25 protein-coding genes and 1 tRNA gene are annotated in these 24,158 nt (G+C 73.5%); 12 read left to right on the forward strand and 14 right to left on the reverse strand.

Annotation, left to right across the window (positions count from 1 at the left end; translation table 11 throughout):
• The first annotated feature begins 13 nt into the window (after positions 1 to 13).
• Positions 14 to 889 (forward strand): carbohydrate kinase family protein, encoded by an 876-nt coding sequence (locus ACTWM8_RS22860; protein ID WP_446210821.1) that lies wholly within the window; start codon positions 14 to 16, stop codon positions 887 to 889.
• 1 nt (position 890) lies between these two features.
• Here ACTWM8_RS22860 and ACTWM8_RS22865 read toward each other — a convergent pair whose 3' ends face one another.
• The gene (locus tag ACTWM8_RS22865) at positions 891 to 1,412 is read right to left on the reverse strand and encodes a DinB family protein (protein ID WP_446210822.1); all 522 of its coding nucleotides are present in this window, start codon (positions 1,410 to 1,412) and stop codon (positions 891 to 893) included.
• 82 nt (positions 1,413 to 1,494) lie between these two features.
• Here ACTWM8_RS22865 and ACTWM8_RS22870 point away from each other — a divergent pair, with 82 nt between their 5' ends.
• Positions 1,495 to 1,692, forward strand: coding sequence for a hypothetical protein (locus tag ACTWM8_RS22870; protein ID WP_179801201.1), 198 nt, complete (start codon positions 1,495 to 1,497; stop codon positions 1,690 to 1,692).
• 28 nt (positions 1,693 to 1,720) lie between these two features.
• Here the strand turns inward: ACTWM8_RS22870 and ACTWM8_RS22875 are convergent, their stop codons facing one another.
• Together ACTWM8_RS22875 and ACTWM8_RS22880 are read right to left on the reverse strand one after the other, a co-directional pair.
• Positions 1,721 to 2,869 (reverse strand): polysaccharide pyruvyl transferase family protein, encoded by a 1,149-nt coding sequence (locus ACTWM8_RS22875; protein ID WP_446210823.1) that lies wholly within the window; start codon positions 2,867 to 2,869, stop codon positions 1,721 to 1,723.
• 87 nt (positions 2,870 to 2,956) lie between these two features.
• On the reverse strand, positions 2,957 to 3,529 hold the full coding sequence (locus ACTWM8_RS22880) for a TetR/AcrR family transcriptional regulator (RefSeq protein WP_446210824.1): 573 nt from the start codon (positions 3,527 to 3,529) through the stop codon (positions 2,957 to 2,959).
• Between the two features lie 76 nt (positions 3,530 to 3,605).
• Between ACTWM8_RS22880 and ACTWM8_RS22885 the strand changes: the two genes are divergently transcribed.
• The 4 genes from ACTWM8_RS22885 (at position 3,606) to ACTWM8_RS22900 (ending at position 6,252) form a co-directional block, all read left to right on the forward strand.
• Complete coding sequence (locus tag ACTWM8_RS22885) at positions 3,606 to 4,175, forward strand: dihydrofolate reductase family protein (protein ID WP_446210825.1); 570 nt, start codon at positions 3,606 to 3,608, stop codon at positions 4,173 to 4,175.
• A 41-nt stretch (positions 4,176 to 4,216) separates the two neighbouring features.
• On the forward strand, positions 4,217 to 5,152 hold the full coding sequence (locus ACTWM8_RS22890; RefSeq protein WP_446210826.1) for a phosphotransferase family protein: 936 nt from the start codon (positions 4,217 to 4,219) through the stop codon (positions 5,150 to 5,152).
• A 79-nt stretch (positions 5,153 to 5,231) separates the two neighbouring features.
• A complete protein-coding gene (locus ACTWM8_RS22895) occupies positions 5,232 to 5,441 on the forward strand; it encodes a DNA-binding protein (RefSeq protein WP_446210827.1) in 210 nt (69 codons plus the stop codon).
• 64 nt (positions 5,442 to 5,505) lie between these two features.
• Positions 5,506 to 6,252: an SDR family NAD(P)-dependent oxidoreductase gene (locus ACTWM8_RS22900; protein WP_446210828.1), complete on the forward strand. Its 747-nt coding sequence runs from the start codon at positions 5,506 to 5,508 to the stop codon at positions 6,250 to 6,252.
• 107 nt (positions 6,253 to 6,359) lie between these two features.
• On the opposite strand, the gene ACTWM8_RS22905 is transcribed toward ACTWM8_RS22900, so the two are convergent.
• The 8 genes from ACTWM8_RS22905 to ACTWM8_RS22940 form a co-directional block, all read right to left on the reverse strand.
• Complete coding sequence (locus ACTWM8_RS22905) at positions 6,360 to 7,157, reverse strand: alpha/beta fold hydrolase (RefSeq protein ID WP_446210829.1); 798 nt, start codon at positions 7,155 to 7,157, stop codon at positions 6,360 to 6,362.
• Between the two features lie 117 nt (positions 7,158 to 7,274).
• Positions 7,275 to 7,529 (reverse strand): hypothetical protein, encoded by a 255-nt coding sequence (locus ACTWM8_RS22910; protein ID WP_446210830.1) that lies wholly within the window; start codon positions 7,527 to 7,529, stop codon positions 7,275 to 7,277.
• On the reverse strand, positions 7,526 to 8,083 hold the full coding sequence (locus ACTWM8_RS22915; protein ID WP_446210831.1) for a hypothetical protein: 558 nt from the start codon (positions 8,081 to 8,083) through the stop codon (positions 7,526 to 7,528). The genes ACTWM8_RS22910 and ACTWM8_RS22915 overlap by 4 nt, the downstream gene beginning before the upstream one ends.
• A 97-nt stretch (positions 8,084 to 8,180) precedes the next feature.
• Positions 8,181 to 8,255, reverse strand: a tRNA-Val gene (locus ACTWM8_RS22920).
• An 83-nt stretch (positions 8,256 to 8,338) separates the two neighbouring features.
• Positions 8,339 to 8,806, reverse strand: a complete 468-nt coding sequence (locus ACTWM8_RS22925; RefSeq protein ID WP_154942663.1) for a peroxiredoxin — start codon at positions 8,804 to 8,806, stop codon at positions 8,339 to 8,341.
• Positions 8,807 to 8,887: 81 nt separating this feature from the next.
• Positions 8,888 to 9,325: a DUF3052 domain-containing protein gene (locus ACTWM8_RS22930; protein ID WP_154942662.1), complete on the reverse strand. Its 438-nt coding sequence runs from the start codon at positions 9,323 to 9,325 to the stop codon at positions 8,888 to 8,890.
• A gap of 111 nt (positions 9,326 to 9,436) precedes the next feature.
• Positions 9,437 to 12,037 (reverse strand): transketolase C-terminal domain-containing protein, encoded by a 2,601-nt coding sequence (locus ACTWM8_RS22935; protein WP_446210832.1) that lies wholly within the window; start codon positions 12,035 to 12,037, stop codon positions 9,437 to 9,439.
• Between the two features lie 51 nt (positions 12,038 to 12,088).
• The gene (locus tag ACTWM8_RS22940) at positions 12,089 to 12,568 is read right to left on the reverse strand and encodes a MarR family winged helix-turn-helix transcriptional regulator (RefSeq protein ID WP_446210833.1); all 480 of its coding nucleotides are present in this window, start codon (positions 12,566 to 12,568) and stop codon (positions 12,089 to 12,091) included.
• 81 nt (positions 12,569 to 12,649) lie between these two features.
• Here ACTWM8_RS22940 and ACTWM8_RS22945 point away from each other — a divergent pair, with 81 nt between their 5' ends.
• Entirely contained in the window at positions 12,650 to 13,237 is a 588-nt protein-coding gene (locus tag ACTWM8_RS22945; protein WP_446210834.1) for an NADPH-dependent FMN reductase, read from the forward strand.
• Positions 13,238 to 13,433: 196 nt separating this feature from the next.
• On the forward strand, positions 13,434 to 15,272 hold the full coding sequence (locus ACTWM8_RS22950; protein WP_446210835.1) for an alkaline phosphatase D family protein: 1,839 nt from the start codon (positions 13,434 to 13,436) through the stop codon (positions 15,270 to 15,272).
• On the opposite strand, the gene ACTWM8_RS22955 is transcribed toward ACTWM8_RS22950, so the two are convergent.
• The gene (locus ACTWM8_RS22955; protein ID WP_179801218.1) at positions 15,205 to 15,609 is read right to left on the reverse strand and encodes a YjbQ family protein; all 405 of its coding nucleotides are present in this window, start codon (positions 15,607 to 15,609) and stop codon (positions 15,205 to 15,207) included. The two genes, ACTWM8_RS22950 and ACTWM8_RS22955, sit on opposite strands and share 68 nt — an antisense overlap.
• Positions 15,610 to 15,632: 23 nt before the next feature.
• Positions 15,633 to 16,055: a hypothetical protein gene (locus tag ACTWM8_RS22960; RefSeq protein WP_446210836.1), complete on the reverse strand. Its 423-nt coding sequence runs from the start codon at positions 16,053 to 16,055 to the stop codon at positions 15,633 to 15,635.
• 182 nt (positions 16,056 to 16,237) lie between these two features.
• On the opposite strand from ACTWM8_RS22960, the gene aceE reads away from it, so the two are divergent.
• Positions 16,238 to 18,982: a pyruvate dehydrogenase (acetyl-transferring), homodimeric type gene (gene aceE / locus ACTWM8_RS22965; protein WP_446210837.1), complete on the forward strand. Its 2,745-nt coding sequence runs from the start codon at positions 16,238 to 16,240 to the stop codon at positions 18,980 to 18,982.
• Positions 18,983 to 19,246: 264 nt separating this feature from the next.
• On the opposite strand, the gene ACTWM8_RS22970 is transcribed toward aceE, so the two are convergent.
• Positions 19,247 to 19,693 carry an SRPBCC family protein gene (locus ACTWM8_RS22970; RefSeq protein ID WP_088960933.1) on the reverse strand — a complete coding sequence of 149 codons (447 nt, stop codon included), beginning with the start codon at positions 19,691 to 19,693 and terminating at the stop codon, positions 19,247 to 19,249.
• Positions 19,694 to 19,894: 201 nt separating this feature from the next.
• On the opposite strand from ACTWM8_RS22970, the gene ACTWM8_RS22975 reads away from it, so the two are divergent.
• The 3 genes from ACTWM8_RS22975 to gltX all read left to right on the forward strand — a co-directional run bounded on the left by ACTWM8_RS22975 (position 19,895) and on the right by gltX (position 24,042).
• Positions 19,895 to 21,205 carry a GH1 family beta-glucosidase gene (locus ACTWM8_RS22975; protein ID WP_446214636.1) on the forward strand — a complete coding sequence of 437 codons (1,311 nt, stop codon included), beginning with the start codon at positions 19,895 to 19,897 and terminating at the stop codon, positions 21,203 to 21,205.
• Positions 21,202 to 22,479, forward strand: a complete 1,278-nt coding sequence (locus ACTWM8_RS22980) for an MFS transporter (protein ID WP_446210838.1) — start codon at positions 21,202 to 21,204, stop codon at positions 22,477 to 22,479. The genes ACTWM8_RS22975 and ACTWM8_RS22980 overlap by 4 nt, the downstream gene beginning before the upstream one ends.
• A gap of 192 nt (positions 22,480 to 22,671) precedes the next feature.
• Positions 22,672 to 24,042, forward strand: coding sequence for a glutamate--tRNA ligase (gene gltX, locus ACTWM8_RS22985; protein ID WP_446210839.1), 1,371 nt, complete (start codon positions 22,672 to 22,674; stop codon positions 24,040 to 24,042).
• Positions 24,043 to 24,158: the final 116 nt, after the last annotated feature.

Genomic DNA, 24,158 nt, shown 5'->3' on the forward strand with positions numbered 1-24,158 from the left:
TAGCGTCGGCGCCATGTTCGACCTGCTCGTGGTCGGCGGCCTGGGGGTGGATCTGCGGGTACGCGTGCCCGCGATCCCGCCCCCCGCCACCGACTCGCTCATCGTCCCGCCGATCGAGGCCCGGATCGGCAACACCGGCGCCGGGGTGGCCCTGGCCGCGCACGCGCTCGGGCTGCGGGTCGCCCTGGTGGACGTGCTCGGCACCGATCCCGCCGGCCAGGTGGTGCGCGCGGCGCTGGCCCGAACCTCGGTGCACACGGTGTTGGTGGACAACCCGGGCGGCAGCCGGCAGTCGGTGAACCTGGTCGACCCGGCCGGGCGGCGGATGTCGCTGTACGACCCGTCCCCGTGGACCGGCGCGGCGGCGCCGTTCGCCGACGACGAGCTGGCGAAGCTGGTGCGCGACGCCGCCCACGTACACGTCTCGATCATGGACTGGGCCCGGGACCGGCTGCCGGTGCTGCGCGCCGCGCTGCCCGACGGGGTGCCGCTCTCCACCGACGTGCACGACTGGGACGGGCAGAACCCCTACCACCGTCCGTTCGCCGAGGCCGCCGACCTGGTCCTCGTCAGCGGCGTACGGCTGGGCGACCGGGCCCCGGCGGTGGCCGCCGGGCTGGCGCCGCGCACGGTGGTGGTGACCCGGGGCGCGGACGGCGCCGACCTGCACCCGGGTGGCGGCGTCCCGGTGCGGGTGCCCGCCACCGTGCCGGCCGCGCCGGTGGTGGACACCAACGGTGCGGGGGACGCCTTCGCCGCCGGGCTGGTCGCCGGCCGGCTGCGCGGCGCGGCGCTGCCCGACGCGGCGGCCTACGCGGCGACGGTGGCCGCCGCGGCCTGCACCCACGACGGGATGGAGTATCCGCCGGGGCTGCTGCCGCGCGGCTGACTCAGAGCACGCCGGTCTCGCCGTCGGTCAGCTCGCGGAGGATGTCGGCGTGACCGGCGTGCCGGGCCGTCTCCTCGATCATGTGCACCAGGATCCAGCGCAGCGACACCTCGCCGAGCTGGGGGTGCGGCACGACGTGTTCCAGCGGGAACCGGGCCGCCACCTCCCGGGACCGCGCGCAGGCCCGCTCGTAGGCGTCGACGAGCGCGTCGAGGGTCTCCCCCTCGTCCACGGCGAAGCTGGCGGCCGCGTCCTCCTCGGCGGTCGGGAAGACCTCCCCTGGGGCGGGGTCGAGCAGGATCGGAAACCAGTTCCGCTCGATCAGGGTCAGGTGCTTGAGCAGGCCGGCCAGGGTGGTCGCGGACGGCACCAGCCGGCGGCGGGCGTCGACGTCGGCCAGGCCGCGCACCTTGCGCAGCACGATGCCCCGGTGGAAGTCGAGGAACGCCGTCAGCACGGCCCGTTCGTCGCCGGTGCGAGCCAGGACCGGCGCTAGCGTGGGGTCGATCTCGATGTCCGCCATTCCTGAACCGTAGACCCCCGGCCCGCCCTGGCCGCTGCCGGCAAATCCTGCGGTCCGGCGATGGTCGGGGCAGGATGGGCCCATGGCATCAACGGTGCGGATCCCGCTGGCGGACGGCCCGGCGGACGGCGAGTCGGTCCACGTCGAGCTGGACAGCAACAACCGTCCGCCGCTGACCCATCACCACCTCGGCCCCGAGGGGCTGGCCGACGCGCAGATCTACGAGCTGGAGTCCGTCGGCGACGAGTACTGCTACCGCTGGCGCGGCCCGGCGGTCTGAGGCGGTCCGGGCTGGCACCGGCCGGCGGTCAGGCTTCCATCCGGGCCAGCGCCCGGGACCGCAGGCTCTCCAGCACCGCCCGGGTGACCTGCGAGGTGCCCCGGGCCTGGTCGCAGACCTCGGCGACCAGGCGGGCGGTGGACTCCGCCCGGGACTCGCGTTCGTCCCAGAGCCGGTCGACCTCCGCGAGCAGCGGGCCCTCCACCTCCCGCTCCACGCCTCGCAGCGCCGGCACCCCGAGCCGCTGGGCCAGGTCGAAGACCTTTCCCGCGTACGGCAGGGGAAGGAACGGCGTGCCCACCATCGCCGCGAAGATCAGGAAGTGCAGTCGCATGCCGACCGCCAGGTCGAAGTGCCTCATCAGGCCGAGCACCTGTCGGGGCGAGTAGTCGCCGTGCAGGACGCGGCCCCGGTCGGCGGCGATCATGTGGGACATCACACCGTGCGAGTGCCGGATGTCGTCCCGCTCCATCGGGACGAAGAGGACGTAGGCGTCGATCCGCTGCACCAGGAAGTCGCCGATCTGGGCGATCAGCCGGTGGTACCCGTCGACGTCGAGCCGCTCGGCGGCCCGGCCGGGCTCGCGGACGCTCAGCCCGACCAGACGCTTGCCGGCGGGCACGCCCTCCTCGCGCAGCAGCCGGGCGGGGAAGTCCTCGGGTTCCAGCAGGAACGCCGGGTCGGCGGTGACGGTGATCGGATTGAGCAGCCCCGCCTCCTCCAGCACCATCCGGGACTCCTGGTCCCGCACGGTCACCTCGATGGCGTCGGCCAGGGTCTCCCGGACCATGCCGGTGTCGACCCCGTCGCTGAGCGGTCCCACCCCCACCGCGTACGTCAGCAGCGGCAGGCCCCGCTCCTGGGCGACCCGGACGACGCGCAGGTAGCGGCGGGCCTCCCGGTCGTACAGGATGCCACCGCCACCGAGGATCAGCAGGTCGAGCTGGCCGAGCACCTCCGCGGAGTCGACCCGGCTGACCCCCTCCCAGGGCACCGCCTCCACGTCCGGGTGGGCGAGCATGGTGTGCGACGGGTTGCGGGAGAAGACGATGATCCGGGCGCTGGGTTCCTGTTCACGCAGGTCGGCCAGGAGACCGGTCAGGATCGCCTCGTCGCCGAGGTTGCGTCCGCCGTACGAGCCGAGCACACCGATGGTCAGGCCGGCGCCGTCTCTCATCCGCCACTCCTCCCGGGGTACGTCGCAGGCGGTTTCCCGTTGCGGCGGGTGGCATACCTCGGGCCGCACCGGGCGGCGGGGGTGTGCTCAGGCGCGGGCGACCAGCCGGGACACCAGGGCGGACACCACCTCGTCCGGGTCGAAACCGGCGTCGATCGAGGTGGTGAGGAGATCGAGCAGGAGCCCGTCCAGCGCGTAGTGCAGCAGCGCCACCTCGAACGCCCCGCCGGGCAGCCCGGCGGCGACGTGGAACGCGACGTCGTCGCGGTAGCCGCGGCGCAGCGTGTCGCCGAGGATCCGGGCCAGTTCCGGCCGGCGCACCGCCTCCAGCCGCAGCTCGATCAGCGCCCGGGTCAGCTCCGGCTGGGCGGTGGTGCGCTCGACGATGTAGCGGACGTAGTCGGTGAACAGTTCCAGTGACGGCTCCCGGGCGCCCAGCTGTGCGAGGGTGCCCTCGTCCGGGGCGAACCGTTCCATGATCCGCTCGCCGAGCGCGCCGAGCATGGCGTCGCGGGAGCGGAAGTAGTTGGAGGCCGTACCGAGCGGGACGCCGGCCTCGGCGTCCACGGCGCGGTGGGTCAGGCCCCGCGCCCCGGTCGCCGCCAGCACCCGCAACCCGGCGTCGGCCAGCGCCGCCCGCCGCTCCACGTTTCTCGCCACGACATCACCCTAGCGGAAACCACGACAGGTGTTGTAGTTTCTCAACCACGACAGCAGTAGTGATTGAGGAGTTCGTTTGCGCAAGCTCGTGTACTACGTCGCCAGCACGCTCGACGGCTTCATCGCCGCTCCCGACGGGTCGGCCGACTTCTTCCCGCTCGACGCCGACGTGCTGGAGCAGCTGGTGGCGACCTGGCCCCAGACGTTGCCCACCTTCACCCACGAACGGTTCGGCATCGACCGGCCGGCCGGCCGCTTCGACGCGGTGGTGATGGGCCGCGCCACCTACGACCCAGGGCTCGCCATCGGCGTCACCAGCCCCTACGCCCACCTGACCCAGTACGTCTTCTCCCGCTCGCTGCCCCCGGCGGACTACCCGGACGTGCAGCTGGTCGACGCCGACCCGGTCGAGTTCGTCCGCGACCTGAAGCGGCGCGACGGCGGCGACATCTGGCTCGCCGGCGGCGGCCAGCTCGCCGGCCAGCTGCTGCCCGAGGTCGACGAGCTGGTGGTCAAGCTCAACCCGTTCCTGATCGGCCGGGGCGTGCCGATCGTCGACCGGGAGTTCGACCCGCGCCGCTTCCGGCTGGTGGAGACGCGCCCCTTCGACAGCGGGGTCGTCGTGCTGCGCTACCTCGCCGCGTAACGCGGTTGCCCGCCGGCCCGGCCCTGCACCACGCTGGACGGATGGGTGAGCTGGCCAGGACCCGGATCGGCTGGGCCGACCTGCCCGGCCACGTCCGGTCGGCGGTGCAGGACGTCCTCGGCGGCCGGGTGGTCGAGGCGGTGTCCCAGCCGGGCGGCTTCTCCCCCGGCACCGCCGACCGGGTCCGCACCGCCGACGGGCGGCGCGCCTTCGTCAAGGCGGTCAGCCGGGCGCGGAACGCCCACAGCGTCGCGCTGCACCGCGCCGAGGGGGCCGTCGCCGCCGCGCTGCCGCCGTCCGCCCCGACGCCCCGGCTGCTCGGGCGCCACGACGACGGCGAGTGGGTGGCGCTGGTCTTCGCGGACGTCGAAGGCCGGCACCCGGCCACCCCCTGGCGTGCCGACGAGCTGACCGCCGTACTCGACACGCTGGCGGCGATGGCCGCGGCGCTCACCCCCGACCCGGTCCGGCACGCGCCGACCGCCGTCGAGCGCCTGACGTACGACTTCACCGGCTGGGACCGGATCGCCGCCGACCCGCCCGCCGACCTCGACCCGTGGGCCCGCGCGCACCTGGACGACCTGCGCGCCTCGGCCGCACGAGGGCTGGCCGCCCTCGACGGCGACACGCTCTGCCACATCGACCTCCGGACCGACAACCTGCTCGTCGACCCGGCCGGCGCGGTGACCGTGGTCGACTGGCCGCACGCCTGCCGGGGCCCGGCCTGGTTGGACACCGCGCTGCTGCTGGTCAACGTCGAGCTGCACGGCGGACACGACACCGAAGCGCTGCTGCGCCGACTCCCGCTGACCGCCGCCGTCGACCCGGACGCGCTGACCGGCGTCTACGCCGGCCTGGCCGGCTTCTTCACCGACGGCGCCCGGCAGCCGCCCCCGCCGGGCATCCCCACCGTCCGGGCGTTCCAGCAGGCCCAGGCGGACGCCCTGCTGCCCTGGGTACGCCGCCGACTGGGCTGACCAGCAGGTCGCCGACCGGCACGACACCGGTCCGGGCCGTGGCACCATGACCTGTGGTCCACCGGGGAGGAGCCGTCAGGTGAGCGACATGGACATCCCGCGCGCGGTCGGCGTGCCCGCCCGGCGGGCGTTGGCCGGCGCGGGCTGGACCCGGCTGGACCAGCTGACCGCCGTCACCGAGCGGGAACTGCGGGCCCTGCACGGCATGGGACCGAAGGCGATCGGCGTACTGCGGGCGGCGCTGCGCGATCGCGGCCTGAGTCTCGCCGGGGAGCAGGCAGGCACCTGACCACCCGAACGAGGCGTCCGATCGCCGCCAGACCGCCGGCCCGGCCGCGCCGATGCTGAGCTGCATGACGACGACACTTCTGGACGGCAAGGTGGCCCTGGTGACCGGCGGTGGGCGGGGCATCGGGGCGGCGACGGCGCTGCGCCTCGCCGCCGACGGCGCCGACGTGGCGGTGACCTGGCAGCGCGACGCCGAGCGGGCGGCGACGGTGGTGAAGCAGATCGAGGCGCTCGGCCGGCGGGCGATCGCCGTGCGGGCGGACAGCGCCGACCCGGCCGCGCTGCGGGAGGCGGTGGACCGGACGGCGGACGAGCTGGGCCGGCTGGACATCCTGGTGAACAACGCCGGGGCCTTCCTGGTCGGCGCGATCGACGAGTTCACCGCCGACGACCTGGAGCGCACCATCGCGGTCAACGTCCGGGGGCCATTCGTCGCCGCCCAGGCGGCCGTGCGGCACATGACCGCCGGGGGCCGGATCATCTCGATCGGCAGCAATGTCGGCGAGCGGGCGGTCTTCCCCGGCCTGGCCGCGTACGCGATGAGCAAGACCGCGCTCGCCGGGCTGACCCGGGGCCTCGCCCGCGAGCTGGGGCCACGGGGCATCACGGTGAACCTGGTCGTGCCCGGGCCGACCAACACCGACGCCAACCCCGCCGACGGACCGAACGCCGCCGCCATCCGGGGGTTCACCGCCCTGGGCCGGTACGCCTCCCCCGCCGAGATCGCGGCCATGGTCGCCCACCTGGCCGGCGACGACACCGGCTACGTCACCGGTGCGGTGATCGCCGTGGACGGCGGCTTCACCAGTTGAATCCGACCGGCGGGGGCGGCGGGCCCACCGCCGCGCCCGCCGGCAACCGCCGGCGCTGACGGCTGTCCTCCGGAGCGCCACCGTCGGCACCCGCGCCGCCGGGGCATTCACTGCGGTGCGCGGACCTCGTGGGTGAGGAACGGCAGGACGGCGGCGGGCAGGGCCGGTGCGGCGACGATGTCGTAGTGGGTGAGGCCGGGCAGCACGGCCAGCCGGGATGCCGGCCGGTCGGTGCCGTCCCAGCCGGCGTCCCGTCGGCCGCCGCCGAGCAGCCCGAAGAACTCCGCCATGTGGGTGACCGGGATCGAGTCGGCGTCGGCGTAGACCAGCATGGTCGGCACGGTGAGGGCGGCGACCTCGGCCGACCAGTCGTACTCGCGGCGCAGCAGGTCGCCGCCCTTGGCCCAGAGCCGCGGCCAGTCCTCGGGCCGGGGCGCGATCCGCGCGTACAGCTCGTGCGGGGGCGTGCCCCGCATCTGCTCACCGACCCGCTCGTCCTGGCCGGCCATCGCGGCGAGCACCTCGGGATACCAGCCCTGCCGCCGGCACGGGGTGGAGACCAGCACCAGCCGCCGGACCAGCCCGGGATGCTGGATCGCGGTACGCAGCGCCACCCCGCCGCCGAGGGAGTAGCCGAGCACGTCGGCTCCGGACAGGTCGAGGTGCCGCAGCAGCGCCGCGACGTCCTCGGCCATCGTCTCGTACCGCAGTGGACGGTCGACGTCGGCGGTGCGCCCGTGCCCCTGGAGGTCGACGGCGATCACCTGCCGCCGCTGCGCGAGGGCGGGCAGGATCGGGGCGAACATTTCCGTCGCGCCGTACCCGCCGTGCAGCAGCACCAGCGGCCGGCCGCTGCCGTGCGTCTCGTACCAGAGGTGCAGACCGTTGACGTCCGCGTAGCTCACCGGCGGTGCCTCCCGTTCCTCCCCGTCCCCGTGCCGCCCCCCATCCTGACAACGCCGTACACGGCGCGAGCACCGGTCGCGAGATCGGCCCCGGGCAGCGTGCGGAAGACGTAGGGCTCAGCGGGCGAACGGGGAGTCGGGCAGCGGGGGCAGCGGTGGGGCGTCGCTCCCCGCGTCCACCCGATCGGTCTGCCAGCGGACCAGGGTGGGCGCGGCCCACCGACCGGCGTGCCAGGCGAGCACACCCACGGCGACGACCAGCGCACCGACGACCACGACGGCCAGCAGTCGGCGCAGGGCGGCCCGACCGTCGACCGGATTGCGGGGTGGCGGGGAATGCTCCAGCTCGAACAACCACTGTGGCCAGGTCATAGCGACGCCCACACCTCCCGCGCGACGGTGGTGGCGGCGGCGACGATGGCGGGAGCGGTGACACCGCGCGCCTCGTACCGCACGTAGACCCCGTACGTCCCCAGGCAGGACGACAGGTGGACGACGTGGCCGTCGGGCTGGTCGCCCCGCTCGAAGTAGTACGTCCCGACGTCGCCGATCGGGACCGGGTGGTTGGTCCGGTTCACCGGCAGGGTCAGCGCCCCGGGTCGGTCGGCGCAGCGCGGCCCCTCGCCCTCCTCGTTGCGCCCGTAGCCGGTCAGGGCGACGAACAGGCTGGCGCCGTCGGCGCCCGGTGGGCCCTCGGCCCGGCAGGAGGTGCCGGACCAGCTCGGCTGAACCTCCGCCTCGGCGGTCAGCGCGCCGTGACCGGGGACGAGGATGTCGAAGACCGCCGGCCGGACGAGTCCGCAGACGGAGGGGGGTGCGCTCGGGTCGACCACCGCGCTGCCGTACCCGAGCTGGAACCCGACGCTGGCCGCGATCAGCACGCAGACGATGGCGACCGTCAGCCAGACGACCCGGCGCGTGCTCATGCCGTGAGTGTGGCGCGGGCCGGCAACGAGGCGCCGACCGTCAAGGTCGTCGTCCCGTCGCGGCAGCGGCGACGGCGATCGGGACCGGGTTGGTGAGTGGTGGGCGCGGCAGGTTTCGAACCTGCGACCCCCCGCTTGTAAGGCGGGTGCTCTCCCACTGAGCTACGCGCCCGGAACGCCCCGTACGGCGGGCCGGAGGGTGGCAAGCTTACCTGCCGGCCTCCGGCCCGGTCGAACGGTGTGCCCGGTCAGGCGTCAGGCGGCGACGGCCTCCGCGAGGGCCTTGCGCCAGCCCTGCTGGTCGCGCGCCTCGCCCGGCATGTTCATCTCGGCGAACCGGACGACGCCGGCCTTGTCGATGACGAAGGTGCCCCGGTTGGCGATGCCGGCGACGTCGTTGAAGACGCCGTACGCCTGGGCGACCGCCCCGTGCGGCCAGAAGTCGGCCAGCAACGGGAACTGGTAGCCCTCCCGCTCAGCCCAGATCTTGTGGCTGTAGACCGAGTCGACGCTGACGGTGAGCACCTGGACGTCGTCGTTGACGTACTCGTTGAGGTTGTCCCGCACCTCGCACAGCTCGCCCTGGCAGATGCCGGTGAAGGCGAGCGGGTAGAAGACCAGCAGCACGGTGCGCCGGCCCCGGAAGTCCGAGAGCCGGACCTCCTGGTTGTTCTGGTCCTTGAGCACGAAGTCCGGCGCCTCGGCGCCAACCTCGATGGGCATGCGAGCTCCTTGGGTTGAGTCTGGAGGTGGCAACAGCCTGCCACACCCGGCGGCGACCGCCGCCGGGTCACGAACGGCCGGCTACTTCTTGCCCTTGGACCCCCGCCGCAGCACCAGGCGGGCGCCACTCCAGTCCCGGCCGGCGTTGATCGTCGAGGTCTGCTGGAGCCCGGCGGTCTGCGCCGACTCGGCGACCTCGCTCGGCTCGACGTGCCCGTCCCGGCCGGCCTTCGGGGTCAGCAGCCACACGACTCCGGCGTCGGCCAGCGGGCCGAGGGCGTCGACGAGGAGTTCGAAGAGGTCACCGTCGCCGTCGCGGTACCAGACCAGCACCGCGTCGACCACCTCGTCGGTGTCCTCGTCGACCAGATCTCCACAGCGGTCGGTCAGGGCGTCGCGGAGATCCTGGTCGACGTCATCGTCGTACCCCATCTCCATGACGACCATCCCCGGCTCGATCCCGAACCGGTCCGCCAGGCTGCGTACCCCGTCGGCGGCCTGACCTGCGGTCGCGCTCACTGTCGCGTGCCTCCTCATCTCATCCCTGCTCGCGGCGTCGTGCGACGCCGTCAGGCAAAGTCCACACAGTTGCGGGCCCACGCGCAAGTGGCGCACCGGGTGGAACGGAATTTACCGTGCCAGCAGCGTACGGGCACCCTGGGTAATGGCTTCCTCGGAGACCAGAACCTGACGGGCGGCCGGACCTAATGGTACAAACGAGTCGACTCCGGCCACTCGTCGCGCTGCACCTACATATCCGGCGTCGACCAGCGCCGCGATGATCCCCTCGCCGACGCCGCCGGACCGGCGGGTCTCGTCCACCACCAGCACCCGGCCGGTCGCCGACGCCTCGCGGATGATGTCCGCCACCGGCAGCGGGGCCAGCCACCGCAGGTCCACCACCCGGGTGCCGATCCCCTCGTCGGCCAGGACGGCGGCGGCCCGCAGCGACATCCGCACCCCGTTACCGAAGGTGAGGATGGTGACATCCTGGGCCGAGCCGACGCCGTAGACCCGGGCGCGGCCGATCGGCACGTGCCCGGCCGCCCACCCGCCCGGCTCCGCGTACTGCCCCAGCCACTCGCCGTCGCCCGGTTCGTACAGGTCACGGGTGTGGTAGAGCGCGATGGGCTCCAGGAAGACGCAGACGCTGCCGTCCACCGCCGCGGCGGCCAGGCAGCTCCGCAGCAGCGGCGCGGCGTCGTCCGGCCGCGCCGGCACCGCGATCACCAGGCCGGGCACATCCCGGAGTACGGCCACCGAGTTGTCGTTGTGGAAGTGCCCGCCGAACCCCTCCTGGTACGCCAGCCCCGGCACCCGCACCACCATCGGGTTGCGGAACGCCCCCTGCGAGAAGAACTGCATGGTGGCCGCCTCGCCACGTAGCTGGTCCTCGGCGTTGTGCAGGTACGCCAGGTACTGGATCTCGGGCACCGGCAGCAGCCCGGCCAGCCCGGCTCCCAGGCCCAGCCCCAGCACGGAGGTCTCGTCGAGCAGCGTGTCGAAGACCCGCGCCGGGCCGAACTTCTCGCGCAGCCCCTTGGTCACCCCGTACACCCCGCCCTTGGCGGCGACGTCCTCGCCGAAGACCGCCATTTGCGGATGGGCGAGCAGCCCGTCGGCCAGGGCCGCGTTGATGCTCTGCGCGAGGGTGAGCGGCCCGGCCAGCTCCGGCGGCTTCCCGCCGAACGCCTCGACGCGGGCGCCGGCCCCCGACCCGCCGGCCCGCGCCGCCACCTCCGCCACCGCCGCGGCGACCCGTGCCGGCCGGCGTGGCGCGAGCGGGGCCACCACCTCGGCCGCCGTGGCGAGCTTGGGCTCGTCGAGCACCTCCTCGGCGATCCGACGGATCTGCCAGCCGCGCTCGTCGTACCGGGACAGCAGGTCCCCGCCCGTGGCCAGCCCCGCGTCGACCAGCAGCCGGGCGGTGGCGAGCACCGGGTCGCGCGCCTCGTCCGCGGCGATCTCGGCGGCGCTGCGGTAGGCGCTCTCCGCGTCCGCGCCGGCGTGCCCCAGCAGCCGTACGGTGCGCAGGTGCAGCACCGCCGGCCGCCGGTGCCGGCGCACCCAGGCCGCCGCCTCGGCAGCCACCTGATACGCCTCGACCGGGTCCGCGCCGTCGGCGGCGAACCAGCGCAGCCCGGGCCGGGCCCGCAGGGTCCGCTCGACCCAGCCCTGCGGCGAGCGGACGCTGATGCCCAGCCCGTTGTCCTCGCAGACGAAGAGCACCGGGATCCGCAGCCCGGTGTGGTCGTACCAGCCGGCGGTGTTCAGCGCGGCGGTGGCGCTGGCGTGGTTGACCGAGGCGTCACCGAAGGAGCAGACCACGATGGCGTCGCGCGGCCACGGCGAGCGCGGCGGGGCGTCGGCGCCGTCCCGGCGGCCGGCGGTCTCCACCCTGCGCAGCCGTTCCAGGGCCAGGCCCAGGCCGACCGCCCGGGGCAGGTGCGAGGCGATGGTGGAGGTGGTGGGCACCACCGCGAGGTCGGCCCGGCCGAAGACCTTGTGCCGGCCCCCGGCGAGCGGCTCCCGCGCCGAGGCGACCATGCCGCGCAGCACGTCCCGCGCGGCGGCGGCGTACGCGTCCGGCTGGACCGCGCCGAACGCCGGGTCGCCCGAGGCAGCGCCGCCACCGGCAGCCGGGTCGACGTCAGTCGGGTCTGCGACCGGGTCGGCGGACGCGGGGACCGCCTCGGCGGTGCCGTCCGCGTCGACCTGGTAGGCGGCCGTGGGTGCCCCACCGACCGGGAACGGGTCCGGGCTGGTTGCCTGCTCGTCGGACGGCTCGTCACCCGCCACCGACGTGGCGTCATCGGGGGCGCCGGCGGGCTCGGGGACGCCGGAGGTGGGCGTGGCCTCGTCGCCGTCGGCGGCCGGGAACTCGCTGGCGGCCCGGGCGGCGCGGGCGCAGTAGAAGGCGCCGGAGCGGTAGTGCAGCAGGGCCGGATCGGTGGGGCGCAGCGCGGCGGCGACGGCGGCGTTGGCCTCGTGTCCGGCCGAGCCGATGGTGTAGAAGCCCTCCCCGAAGCTGCGCAGCCAGCGGCCGGCCAGGTCGAGCTGGCGGCTGGTGACCTGGGCGTCGAAGAGGGCGAGCAGTTGGTGCCCGGTCAGCGCGGCGCCGTCGCGGACCGGCTGCGCCGGGTCACGTCGCCGCTCGGGCTCGGGCAGCGCGCCCAGGCTCTCCCGGAACCGGTCGTCGAGATGCTGCGGGGTGGTCACGTCGATCAGCATTACCGACGGAGGCCAGGGTCGCCCACTCGGACACGATCCGCCCGGCCGGGCTCACTCCGGGCCGCACTGCTCCGGGCAGCCGCCGTCGGAGACCTTCCACACCAGCTCGCGCAGGGTGGCCAGCTCGTCGGCGCTCAGGCCGGCGAGCAGTCGTGAGTCGCTCATCACCCGGTGCACCCGCTCGCGCATCCGGCGGCCGGCGTCCGTCACGACCAGCGTCTTCTGCCGCCGGTCGGCCGGGTCGACCCGGCGCTCGACCAGCCCGGCCTGCTCCAGCTTGTCGACCAGCGCGGTCACGTTGGACCGGTCGCAGCGCAACTGCTCGGCGAGGTCGCGGGCGGGCAGCGGCCGGTCCGGGTCAAGCTCGTCCAACGCGCGGGCCGCCGCCGGGGTCAGCCCCAGCTCGCCGATTTCGACGTCCTGGTAGTGCCGGATGGCGGAGGCGATGTGCATGATCCGGCGCACCGCGTCCCCGGCCAGCCCGGAGCGGTCGCCCAGGTCGGATCCGGTGGCGGCGGTGCTCTGCGTCATGTCTCACATCCTACTTGCGGCCAGATAGTTGAGTAGCTCTACTATTGACAAGCTCACGTATCTGCGATCGAGGGGATCCACATGTCCGACCTCACCGTCCTCGCCATCTCCGGCAGCCTCCGCGAGGCGTCGTTCAACACGGCGCTGATCCGGGCCGCGCAGCGGCTCGCCCCGGCCGGCGTGACCATCGAGCAGTACACCGGCCTCGGCGCGATCCCGCCCTTCAGCGAGGACGTCGAGCCCGAGCCACCGGCGGCCGTGACGGACCTGCGGGAGCGGATCGCCGCGGCGGACGCCCTGCTCATCGCCACCCCGGAGTACAACTACGGCGTACCGGGCGTGCTGAAGAACGCCCTCGACTGGGCGTCGCGCCCCAGCTTCCCGATCACCTCGTGGGTCTCCCCGCTGGCGCACAAGCCGATCGCCATCGTCGGTGCCGCGCCGACCGGGATGGGCACCGTCCGCGCCCAGCTCCAGCTGCGCCAGCTCTTCCTCTGGACCGACTCCGCGGTGGTCACCAAGCCCGAGATCATCGTCACCAACGCGCACGAGAAGCTCGCCGCCGACGGCACCGTCAAGGACGAGACCACCGAGACCCTCCTGCGCGCCCTCCTCGACGCCCTCGCCACCAAGATCCGCGTGACGCAGCTCGCCGCCGCCACCGCCTGACGCCCACCGATCACGAGGTCGCCGGACCGGCGACGGCGACCTCGTGATCGACGGCGGGGACCGGGCGGCGCGGGCCGTTCCTGGTGTTCGGCGGATGGCGACGGTCCGGGGCCCCGGTCGTCACCTGCCGGCCATCCACGCTCGCGACGCTCCCCGGGTCGGCACGGAACCGGACCCTGGGGAGGAAATCGTGTCAGTGTCCCGACGTACCATCCTGCTCTCCGGCGCGGCGCTCGGCGCCGCCGGCGCGGTGACCGGGCTGCCCGCGGCGGCCGGCGCGGCCGCCGCCCGGCCGCTGCGGCAGGACCCGTTCACCCTGGGGGTGGCCTCCGGCGACCCCGACCACGACGGCTTCGTGCTCTGGACCCGGCTCGCGCCGCAGCCGCTCGCCGAGGACGGGCTCGGCGGCATGCCCGACCGGCCGGTGCCGGTGCGCTGGGAGGTCGCCGCCGACGAGCGCTTCCGGTACGTGGTGCGCCGCGGCGTCGTGCCGGCCCGGCCGGAGGCGGCGCACAGCGTGCACGTGGAGCTGGACGGGCTGCTGCCCGGCCGCGAGTACTTCTACCGGTTCCACGCCGAGGCGTACACCTCGCCGGTCGGGCGGACCCGGACCGCGCCGGCGCCGTGGGCCATGCCCGCGACGCTCGCCATGGGCTTCGTCTCCTGCTCCCAGTACGAGCACGGGTACTTCACGGCGTACCGGCGGCTGGCGGAGACCGAGCCGGAGCTGGTCCTGCACCTGGGCGACTACCAGTACGAGTACGCGAAGGACACCTACACCGTGCCGGGCGGCAACCCGCGCGACCACGAGGGACCGGAGACCCGGACCCTGGCCAACTACCGCCAGCGGCACGCCCAGTACAAGACCGACGCCGACCTGCGGGCCGCGCACGCGGTCGCCCCGTGGGTGGTGGTCTTCGACGACCACGAGGTGGAGAACAACTGGGCCGACGAGGTGCCCGAGGCGCCGGACCCGGACTTCCCCGCCCGGCGGGCCGCGGCCTTCCAGGCGTACTACGAGAACATGCCGCTGCGCCGCAGCTCGATCCCGCTCGGCATCGACATGCAGCTCTACCGCCGGGTCCGGTGGGGCCGGCTGGCCACCTTCCACATGCTCGACACCCGCCAGTACCGCGACGACCAGGCCTGCGGCGACGGGTACCGCAGCTGCGCCGCCGCCGCCGACCCGGCCCGCTCGATCACCGGGGCCGAGCAGGAGGCCTGGCTGCTCGACGGCTTCCGCCGCTCGGAGGCGCGCTGGGACGTCCTCGGCCAGCAGGTCTTCTTCGCCCAGCGGGACAACAACGCCGGCCCGCTGACGGTGACCAGCATGGACGCCTGGGACGGGTACGTCGCCTCCCGGGACCGGATCACCCGCGGCTGGCTCTCCGCCGGGGTGCGCAACCCGGTGGTGCTCACCGGCGACGTGCACGCGCACTGGGCCAGCGACCTGAAGCTCGACTACGCCGACCCGACCTCCCGCACCGTCGGCAGCGAGCTGGTCTGCTCGTCGATCACCTCCGGCGGCGACGGCGCCGACTCGGCCAGCGGCTCCCACCCGTGGCTGAAGATCAATCCGCACCTGCGCTTCCAGAACAACCTGCGCGGGTACGTCCGCACCACGATCGCCCCGGACCAGTTCGCCGCCGACTTCGCCGTGCTGCCGTACGTGAGCCGGCCGGACGCACCGGCGTACACCCGGGCGTCGTTCGTGATCGAGGACCGGGTGCCCGGGCTGCACCAGACCGGCGACCGCCCGCTCCCCTCCCCCCGCCCGCACCGCCGCTCCCGACTCGACCACCGACGAGGGCAGCCGCACCGTCGACCGCGAAACCACCCGCCCCTGACCCGCACCCCCACCGCGGGGCGCACCCCTCCTGGGCGCACTTTCACGGAAAGAGTGGCTATTCCACGCGGGATAGCCACTCTTTCCGTGAAAGAGGGCCCCGACGCGGCCCCCGGGGGGGTCAGGCGGGGAGGAAGGAGAGGCGGACCTGGCGGGTGGGGTTGTCGCCGTTGGTGTCGACCAGGGTGAGGGACTGCCAGGTGCCCAGCGCCAGGCGGCCGTCGAGCACCGGCAGGGTCGCGTACGGGGGCACGAACGCCGGCAGCACGTGGTCGCGCCCGTGCCCCGGCGAGCCGTGCCGGTGCCGCCACCGGTCGTCGGTGGGGAGCAGGTCGTCCAGCGCCCGCAGCAGGTCGTCGTCGGAGCCGGAGCCGGTCTCGATGATCGCCAGGCCGGCGGTGGCGTGCGGCACGAAGACGTGCAGCAGCCCGTCGCCCTGGCCGGCGACGAACCGCTCGGCCTCGGCGGTGATGTCCTGGACGGTCGGCCGGGACCCGGTCCGGACGGTGATCACCTCACTGCGCATACGGCGCATTCTGCCGCACCGGCTCAGTAGCTGCCGCCGCCTCCGCCGTCCGAGCCGCCCCAGCTCGATCCGCCGCCGTCCGAGCCGCTGAGCGAACCCGAGCCGCCGTCGCCCCAGAAGCCGCCACCGTCGGAGCCGCCACCGTCGGAGTCGCCGCCCCGACCGGAGTCCGATCCGCCGTCGCCCCCGCAGCCCGGGTCCGCGCCGACGTCTCCGTACGGCCCCGGCGTGTACCAGCCGGCCGTCGCGCCGTCGGCGCGGGACCGGCGGCGGGGGCGGCGGGCGTCGCGGGCCAGCCCGACGACGAGCAGCAGCGCGAGCGCGCCCAGTGCCACGAATCCCACCATCTCCGGCTTCCCCGCCGCCAGGCCGGCCAGCCCCACGCCGATGCCGGCCACGCCGGCGACGGCCGTCACGAGCCCCAGGAGCAGCAGTCGCGATCGCATGCCCGAAGGGTAGGGACGGCGGACAAGCGGCCGGTCGGCTAGCGCATCGGTCGGTTGCGCAAAGTTACTGACGGGTACCTGTGTTGAGCGTCGCGTCTGGGGGAGCTAGACGTGACGACGGGTGCCACCAGGGGGCAGGATGGCGCTAGAGACCTATCCCACACACAACCGAGGGAACGCCTGTGGCTACGGAACGCAAGCGCCCGGTGATCACCGCTGGTCTGCCGAGCCAGCTTCCGGACATCGACCCTGAAGAGACCGGCGAATGGGTCGAGTCGCTCGACGGTGTCATCGACGAGCGCGGGACAAAGCGCGCCCGCTACGTCATGCTGCGCCTGCTGGAGCGGGCCCGCGAGCGCCAGGTCGGGGTGCCGTCGCTGACCACCACCGACTACATCAACACCATCGCCCCGGAGCGGGAGCCGTGGTTCCCCGGTGACGAGCACGTCGAGCGGCGGATCCGGGCGTACGTCCGGTGGAACGCGGCGATGCTGGTGCACCGGGCGCAGCGCCCGGAGATCGGCGTCGGCGGGCACATCTCCACCTTCGCCAGCTCCGCCTCGCTCTACGAGGTGGGCTTCAACCACTTCTTCAGGGGCAAGAACCACCCCGGCGGCGGCGACCACATCTACTACCAGGGTCACGCCTCCCCCGGCATGTACGCGCGGGCGTACCTGGAGGGGCGGCTGAGCGAGGACCAGCTCGACGGGTTCCGCCAGGAGCTGTCCCACCCGGGCGGCGGACTGCCGTCGTACCCGCACCCGCGGCTGATGCCGGACTTCTGGGAGTTCCCCACCGTCTCGATGGGGCTCGGCGGCCTGAACGCCATCTACCAGGCCCGGTTCAACCGGTACCTGCACCACCGGGGCATCAAGGACACCTCCCAGCAGCACGTCTGGGCGTTCCTCGGCGACGGCGAGATGGACGAGCCGGAGACCCTCGGCGCGATCGGCGTGGCCGCCCGTGAGGAGCTGGACAACCTCACCTTCGTGATCAACTGCAACCTGCAGCGGCTGGACGGCCCGGTCCGGGGCAACGGCAAGGTCATGCAGGAGCTGGAGGCCTTCTTCCGGGGCGCCGGCTGGAACGTGATCAAGGTGGTCTGGGGCCGGGAGTGGGACCCGCTGCTCGCCGCGGACACCGACGGCGCGCTGGTGAACCTGATGAACACCACGGCCGACGGCGACTACCAGACCTACAAGGCGGAGTCCGGGGCGTACGTCCGGGAGCACTTCTTCGGCCGCGACCCGCGGACCCGCAAGATGGTCGAGCACCTCTCCGACGACGAGATCTGGAACCTCAAGCGGGGTGGCCACGACTACCGCAAGCTCTACGCGGCGTACAAGGCGGCGACCGAGCACACCGGGCAGCCGACGGTCATCCTGGCCAAGACGATCAAGGGCTGGACGCTCGGCTCGCACTTCGAGGCCCGCAACGCCACCCACCAGATGAAGAAGCTGACGCTGGAGGATCTGAAGACCTTCCGCGACCGCCTCTACCTGGACATCCCGGACAAGGTGCTGGAGGACAACCCCTACCTGCCGCCGTACTACACCCCGGGTGAGAAGTCCGACGAGATCGCGTACCTCAAGGAGCGGCGCCAGCAGCTCGGCGGCTACCTGCCGTCCCGGCGGACCAGCAGCAAGCGGCTGACCATCCCGGGTCCGGAGCGGTTCGCCGACGTCAAGCGCGGCTCCGGCAAGCAGAAGGTGGCCACCACGATGGCCTTCGTCCGCCTGCTCAAGGACGTGATGAAGGACAAGGAGTTCGGCAAGCGCTGGGTGCCGATCATCCCGGACGAGGCCCGCACCTTCGGCCTGGACTCGATCTTCCCGACCGCCAAGATCTACTCGCCGCACGGCCAGCGGTACACCTCGGTCGACCGGGAGCTGTTCCTGTCGTACAAGGAGTCGACCACCGGGCAGATCCTGCACGAGGGGATCAACGAGGCCGGCTCGGTCGCCTCGTTCACCGCGGCCGGCTCGTCGTACGCCACCCACGACGAGCCGATGATCCCGATGTACATCTTCTACTCGATGTTCGGGTTCCAGCGCACCGCCGACGGGCTCTGGGCGGCCGCCGACCAGATGGCGCGGGGCTTCCTGCTCGGCGCGACCGCCGGCCGGACCACGCTCAACGGCGAGGGTCTGCAGCACGAGGACGGGCACTCGCTGCTGCTCGCCGCCACCAACCCGGCGGTGGTCGCGTACGACCCGGCGTTCTCGTTCGAGATCGCGCACATCATGGAGAGCGGCCTGCACCGGATGTACGGAGACGCTCAGGAGAACGTCTTCTACTACCTGACGGTCTACAACGAGCCGATCCTCCAGCCGGCCGAGCCGGCGGGCGTGGACGTCGAGGGCCTGCTCAAGGGCATCTACCGCTACTCGCCGGCGCCCGAGGTGGGCGGGGACGCGCCGAAGGCCAACATCCTGGCCTCCGGCACCGGCATGCAGTGGGCGCTGAGGGCGCAGGAGCTGCTCGCCCAGGACTGGGGGGTGGCCGCCGATGTCTGGTCGGTGACCTCCTGGACCGAGCTGCGCCGGGACGCGGTCGAGTGCGAGGAGCACAACCTGCTGAACCCGGGCAGCGAGCCGCGGGTGCCGTACGTCCAGCAGAAGCTGGCCGACGCCGACGGGCCGAAGGTCGCGGTCAGCGACTGGATGCGCGCGGTGCCGGACCTGATCTCGCGCTGGATCCCCGGCGACTACACCTCGCTCGGCACCGACGGCTTCGGCATGTCGGACACCCGGCACGCGCTGCGTCGGCACTTCCACGTCGACGCCGAGTCGGTGGCGGTCGCGACGCTGCGGCAGCTCGCGCTGCGCGGCACGGTGCCGGCGAACGTGCCGGCCGAGGCGGCCAAGAAGTACGCCCTCGAGGACGTCACCGCCGCCCCGGTCGGCGAGACCGGCGGCGACAGCTAGTCCCCGCGTACGACGGACGGGCCCGGCGCACCGCGCGCCGGGCCCTTCGTCGTTCCCGGCCCGCCGCCTCCTGATCGACTCCACGTCGGCGACGTGGCGGTGTCCCGGTGCCGACGATGCCGCCACCTCGCCGACCTGGAGTCGATCTCCACCCGCCGGGCGGCGCAAGAGCGGGGCCGGTTACGGAAGCGGCGGTGGTCCGGAGCCCCTGGCGGGGACGCCGGGCCACCGCCGTCGCGGGTGACGCCGTAGGACGCGCCCTGCTCAGCCGACGGCGGCCAGGTCGGTGAGCCGGGCCAGCGAGTCCTCCAGGTCGGCGCCGACCCGACGCAGCCCGAGCCGGAGCAGGGCCGCCTTGACCGGTCCGGCCGGCCACCGTACGACGATGAGCCGCACGATCGTTCCGCCCTCCTCCTCGTCGGGGGTGAGCTGGACGTAGATCTCGGTGCGCGCCTCGGCCCGGGCGCCGGCGCCCCTGGCCCGCTCCCGCCACCCGATCAGGGTCGGCTCCTGGTAGGCGATCACCTCTGCCTCGTGCGCCGCGCCGCGGCCGGCCTGTACCAGCTGTCGCCGGCCGAAGCCCTCCCCCGAGAGGACCTCGGCCGCGCGGACGCCCGCCAGCCAGGCCGGCAACTGCTCGGCCCGCTGCACGACGTCCCAGACCGCTTCCATCGGCGCCATCACGTGCGCACTGCGTTCCACGAGGATCATTTCTGTCTTCCCCCACTGAGGACATCCGCGATATTCCGCACTGTATGCGCAAATTCGGACGTACCAGGACGGGTTCGGAAAAGACACGCCGAAAACCCTTGCGCCGGCACCGTTGCGGGCCTATGGCGCTTCGCGGGTCCGCGTCCTAGAGTCCCGAACACGTCTCATGTTTCTGGGAGGGCGACTGTGACGACCGCGCCGATGCCCGCGTTCCCCGCCGGCTTCCGCTGGGGGGTCTCCACCTCCGCGTACCAGATCGAGGGTGGCGCCGACGCCGACGGACGCGGGCCGTCCATCTGGGACACCTTCGCGCACACCCCCGGGCGGATCGCCGACGGCAGCACCGGCGACGTGGCCTGCGACCACTACCACCGGCACGGCGAGGACGTCGCGCTGATGGCCGGGCTGGGCGTCTCGGCGTACCGGTTCTCGATCGCCTGGCCCCGGGTGCAGCCCGGCGGGACCGGGGCGGCCAACCCGGCCGGCCTCGACTTCTACGACCGGCTCGTCGACGACCTGCTCGCCGCCGGCATCGATCCGGTGGCCACCCTCTTCCACTGGGACCTGCCGCAGCCGCTGGAGGACGCCGGCGGCTGGCTGAACCGGGACACCGCGCACCGCTTCGCCGAGTACGCCGACCTGGTCGCCGCCCGCCTCGGCGACCGGGTGAAGCTCTGGATCACCCTGAACGAGCCGTTCATCCACATGAGCCTCGGCCACGGCACGGGGGTGCACGCGCCGGGCCGGTTCCTGCTCTTCGACGCCCTGCCGGTCGCCCACCACCAGCTACTCGGGCACGGCCTCGCGGTCGCCGCGCTGCGCGCCCGCAGCAGCAGTCCGGTCGCCATCGCCAACAACTACTCGCCGGTGCGGCTGCTCGGCGGCACCGACGCCGACCGGGCCGCCGGGGCGGCGTACGACGCGCTGCACAACCGGCTCTTCACCGATCCGCTGCTCGGCCGGGGCTACCCGCCCGGCTTCGAGGACGCCCCGGTGCGCGACGGGGACCTGGACATCATCGCCGCGCCGATCGACGTGCTCGGGGTGAACTACTACAACCCGACCGGGATCCGCGCGCCGGAGGAGGGCGCGCCGCTGCCGTTCGAGATGGTGCCGCTGGAGGGCTACCCGAGGACCGCCTTCGACTGGCCGGTGGTCCCGGAAGGGCTACGGGAACTGCTCACCTGGCTGCACGACACCTACGGCGAGGCGCTGCCCCCGATCCAGATCACCGAGAGCGGCTGCGCCTACGACGACGTACCCGACGCCGGCGGCCGGGTGCACGACCCGGAGCGGATCGCGTACCTCGACGGGCACCTGCGGGCGGTCCGGGCGGCGATCGACGACGGCGTCGACGTGACCGGGTACTTCGTCTGGTCGCTGCTGGACAACTGGGAGTGGGCGGAGGGCTTCACCAAGCGCTTCGGCCTGGTGCACGTCGACTTCGACACCCAGGTCCGCACGCCCAAGTCCTCGTACGCCTGGTACCGGGACCAGGTCATCCGGCGATGACCACGATCGACCCGACGCCGACCTCGCTGCCGGCGGCGCTCGCCGAGCCGATGGCGCCGGTCCGGCGGAGCTGGATCGCGCTGATCTTCGCGGCCAACCTCGGCGTCTGGATGGCCTTCTTCACCCCGATCCAGGTGCTGCTGCCGCAGCAGGTCGAGCGGATCGCCCCGCTCGACAAGGAGGCCATGCTGGCCGTCGTCACCGGGATCGGCGCGCTCGCGGCGGTGCTCGCCAACCCGCTCGCCGGGGCGTTGTCGGACCGTACCTGCCTGCGGATCGGCGGGCGGGAGTTCGGCCGCCGGCACGTCTGGACGGCGGGCGGCGCGGTGCTCGGCGCGCTCGCCCTGGTGCTGCTGGCCCGGCAGGACACCATCGCCGGGGTGACGGTGGGCTGGGTGGCCGCGCAGGTGTGCTTCAACGCGATGCTGGCCAGCCTGACCGCGGCCATCCCCGACCGGGTGCCGGTCGCCCAGCGCGGCGGCGTCTCCGGCTGGGTGGGCATCCCGCAGGCCCTCGGCCTGGTGGTCGGCGCGGTGCTGGTCACCGCCGTGGTCAGTGGCACCACCGCCGGGTACGCGGCCATCGCGGTGGCCGTGCTGCTGCTCTCGCTGCCGTTCGCCCTGCTCACCGCCGACGACCCGCTGCCCCGGGCGCACCGCCCGGCGCTGCGCTGGCGGGCGCTGGCCGCCTCGATGTGGATCAGCCCGCGCCGGCACCCGGACTTCGCCTGGGCCTGGATCACCCGGTTCCTGGTCCAGATCGGCAACGCGCTCGGCACCCTCTACCTGCTGTACTTCCTCACCGACGGGGTGCGCCACCCCGACCCCGAGGGCGCGCTGCTGGTGCTGATCCTGCTCTACACCGTCGGGATGATGCTGACCGCGGTGGTCGCCGGCCGGCTCTCCGACCGCTCCGGCCGGCGCAAGGTCTTCGTGATCACCTCCGGAGTGATCATGGCGGTGGCGGCGCTGCTGCTCGCCGTCGCGCCGGTCTGGTCGATGGCGGTGGCCGCCGCGCTGCTGCTCGGCGCCGGCTACGGCGTCTACCTGTCGGTGGACGCCGCGCTGATCACCGAGGTGCTGCCCCGCGCCACCGACCGGGCCAAGGACCTCGGGGTGATCAACATCGCCAACTCCGCCCCGCAGGTGCTCGGTCCGGCCATCTCCGCCCCGATCGTGGTCCACCTCGGCGGCTACCCCACCCTCTACGCCGTGACGGCCGCCGTCACCCTCCTCGGCAGCGCCCTGGTCCTCAAGATCCGCGCCGTCCGCTGACCCCCACCCCACCCCCGCTGCCCGCACTTTCCCGGAAAGAGTGCTCGTTCGGCGCCGAATGGCCACGCTTCCCGGGAAAGTGCGTGGATCTTGGGGGGTGCGGCTCGGGACCCCTGGGGGAATGGGGTCGCGGGCGGCCGTAGGCTGGAGGACGTGACGGTACGTGTGCGCTTCGCCCCCTCCCCGACCGGTATGTTCCACGTCGGCGGCGCCCGCTCGGCGCTGCAGAACTGGATCTACGCCAAGCAGCAGGGCGGGGTCTTCGTGCTGCGCATCGAGGACACCGACGCCGCGCGCAACAAGCCCGAGTGGACCGAGGGCATCCTCTCCGCGCTGGAGTGGATCGGCATCGCCCGGGGCAGCTACGAGGGCCCGTACTTCCAGTCGCAGTACGCCACCGAGCACCGCGCCGCCGCCCAGCGGCTCCACGAGGCCGGCCGGGCCTACTACTGCGACTGCACCCGCGAGGACGTGCAGGCCCGCACCGGCTCGCAGTACCAGGGCTACGACGGCTTCTGCCGGGACCGGGGCCTGGAGCCCGGCCCGGGGCGCGCGCTGCGCTTCCGCACCCCGGACGAGGGCGAGACCGTGGTGGTCGACCTGATCCGCGGCGAGCCGACCTTCGAGAACAAGCTGATCGAGGACTTCGTCATCGCCCGCGGCGACGGCTCTGCGGTCTTCCTGCTGGCCAACGTTGTCGACGACATGACCATGGGGATCACCCACGTGGTCCGGGCCGAGGAGCACCTGCCCAACACCCCCAAGCAGCAGCTGCTCTGGGACGCCCTCGGGGTGAAGCCGCCGGTCTGGGCCCACGTCCCCGTGGTGGTCAACGAGAAGCGGCAGAAGCTCTCCAAGCGCCGCGACAAGGTCGCCCTGGAGGCGTACCGGGACGAGGGCTACCTCGCCGACGCCATGCGCAACTACCTGATGCTGCTCGGCTGGGCGCCGTCGGGCGACCGGGAGATCGTGCCCTGGTCGGTGATCGAGGAGGAGTTCCGGCTGGAGGAGGTGAACGCCTCCCCCGCCTTCTTTGACGAGAAGAAGCTGCGCGCGTTCAACGGCGAGTACATCCGCGCCCTGCCGGTCGACGAGTTCGTGGCCGCCTGCCAGCCCTGGCTGACCGGCACCGGCACGATCGCCCCGCCGCCGTGGCAGCCGGACGAGTTCGACGCCGAGGCGTTCGCGGCGGTGGCGCCGCTGGCCCAGACCCGGATCGCGGTGCTGAGCGAGATCGTGCCGAACGTCGACTTCCTCTTCCTGGCCGACCCGCTGATCGACGAGGCCGCCTGGGCCAAGGCGATGAAGGAGGGCGCGGCCGAGCTGCTGGACGCGGCGATCGCCGCGTACGAGGCGTTGGAGTCGTGGGACGCCGAGTCGCTGAAGGCGACCCTGGAGGCGGTGGGCGCCGAGCGCGGCCTGAAGCTGGGCAAGGCGCAGGCGCCGGTCCGGGTCGCGGTCACCGGCCGCACCGTCGGGCTGCCGCTGTTCGAGTCGCTGGAGGTGCTCGGCCGGGAGCGCACCCTGGCCCGGCTGCTCGCCGCCCGGGTCCGCCTGGTCTGAGACGTACCCGAGAAGGGCCCGCCGGTTCCCCGGCGGGCCCTTCGTCGTAGCTGCGTCGGACCTGGTGACCAAACTCCGTCACGCCGGTACGGCGTCGACCCCCGGCCGGGGACCGT

Source organism: Micromonospora sp. IBSANI012 (assembly GCF_052814045.1).

What these genes read in the sequence shown, in the direction of transcription:
- ACTWM8_RS22945 (WP_446210834.1), top strand. Translation starts at nt 12,650, where the DNA reads ATGTCCGACCTCACCGTCCTCGCCATCTCCGGCAGCCTCCGCGAGGCG.
- ACTWM8_RS22860 (WP_446210821.1), top strand. Translation starts at nt 14, where the DNA reads ATGTTCGACCTGCTCGTGGTCGGCGGCCTGGGGGTGGATCTGCGGGTA.
- ACTWM8_RS22955 (WP_179801218.1), bottom strand. Translation starts at nt 15,609, where the DNA reads ATGCGCAGTGAGGTGATCACCGTCCGGACCGGGTCCCGGCCGACCGTC.
- gltX (WP_446210839.1), top strand. Translation starts at nt 22,672, where the DNA reads ATGTTCCACGTCGGCGGCGCCCGCTCGGCGCTGCAGAACTGGATCTAC.
- ACTWM8_RS22875 (WP_446210823.1), bottom strand. Translation starts at nt 2,869, where the DNA reads ATGAGAGACGGCGCCGGCCTGACCATCGGTGTGCTCGGCTCGTACGGC.
- ACTWM8_RS22925 (WP_154942663.1), bottom strand. Translation starts at nt 8,806, where the DNA reads ATGCCCATCGAGGTTGGCGCCGAGGCGCCGGACTTCGTGCTCAAGGAC.
- ACTWM8_RS22935 (WP_446210832.1), bottom strand. Translation starts at nt 12,037, where the DNA reads ATGCTGATCGACGTGACCACCCCGCAGCATCTCGACGACCGGTTCCGG.
- ACTWM8_RS22865 (WP_446210822.1), bottom strand. Translation starts at nt 1,412, where the DNA reads ATGGCGGACATCGAGATCGACCCCACGCTAGCGCCGGTCCTGGCTCGC.
- ACTWM8_RS22970 (WP_088960933.1), bottom strand. Translation starts at nt 19,693, where the DNA reads ATGATCCTCGTGGAACGCAGTGCGCACGTGATGGCGCCGATGGAAGCG.
- ACTWM8_RS22910 (WP_446210830.1), bottom strand. Translation starts at nt 7,529, where the DNA reads ATGACCTGGCCACAGTGGTTGTTCGAGCTGGAGCATTCCCCGCCACCC.
- ACTWM8_RS22960 (WP_446210836.1), bottom strand. Translation starts at nt 16,055, where the DNA reads ATGCGATCGCGACTGCTGCTCCTGGGGCTCGTGACGGCCGTCGCCGGC.
- ACTWM8_RS22890 (WP_446210826.1), top strand. Translation starts at nt 4,217, where the DNA reads ATGGGTGAGCTGGCCAGGACCCGGATCGGCTGGGCCGACCTGCCCGGC.
- ACTWM8_RS22900 (WP_446210828.1), top strand. Translation starts at nt 5,506, where the DNA reads ATGACGACGACACTTCTGGACGGCAAGGTGGCCCTGGTGACCGGCGGT.
- ACTWM8_RS22915 (WP_446210831.1), bottom strand. Translation starts at nt 8,083, where the DNA reads ATGAGCACGCGCCGGGTCGTCTGGCTGACGGTCGCCATCGTCTGCGTG.
- ACTWM8_RS22975 (WP_446214636.1), top strand. Translation starts at nt 19,895, where the DNA reads ATGCCCGCGTTCCCCGCCGGCTTCCGCTGGGGGGTCTCCACCTCCGCG.
- ACTWM8_RS22870 (WP_179801201.1), top strand. Translation starts at nt 1,495, where the DNA reads ATGGCATCAACGGTGCGGATCCCGCTGGCGGACGGCCCGGCGGACGGC.
- ACTWM8_RS22940 (WP_446210833.1), bottom strand. Translation starts at nt 12,568, where the DNA reads ATGACGCAGAGCACCGCCGCCACCGGATCCGACCTGGGCGACCGCTCC.
- ACTWM8_RS22980 (WP_446210838.1), top strand. Translation starts at nt 21,202, where the DNA reads ATGACCACGATCGACCCGACGCCGACCTCGCTGCCGGCGGCGCTCGCC.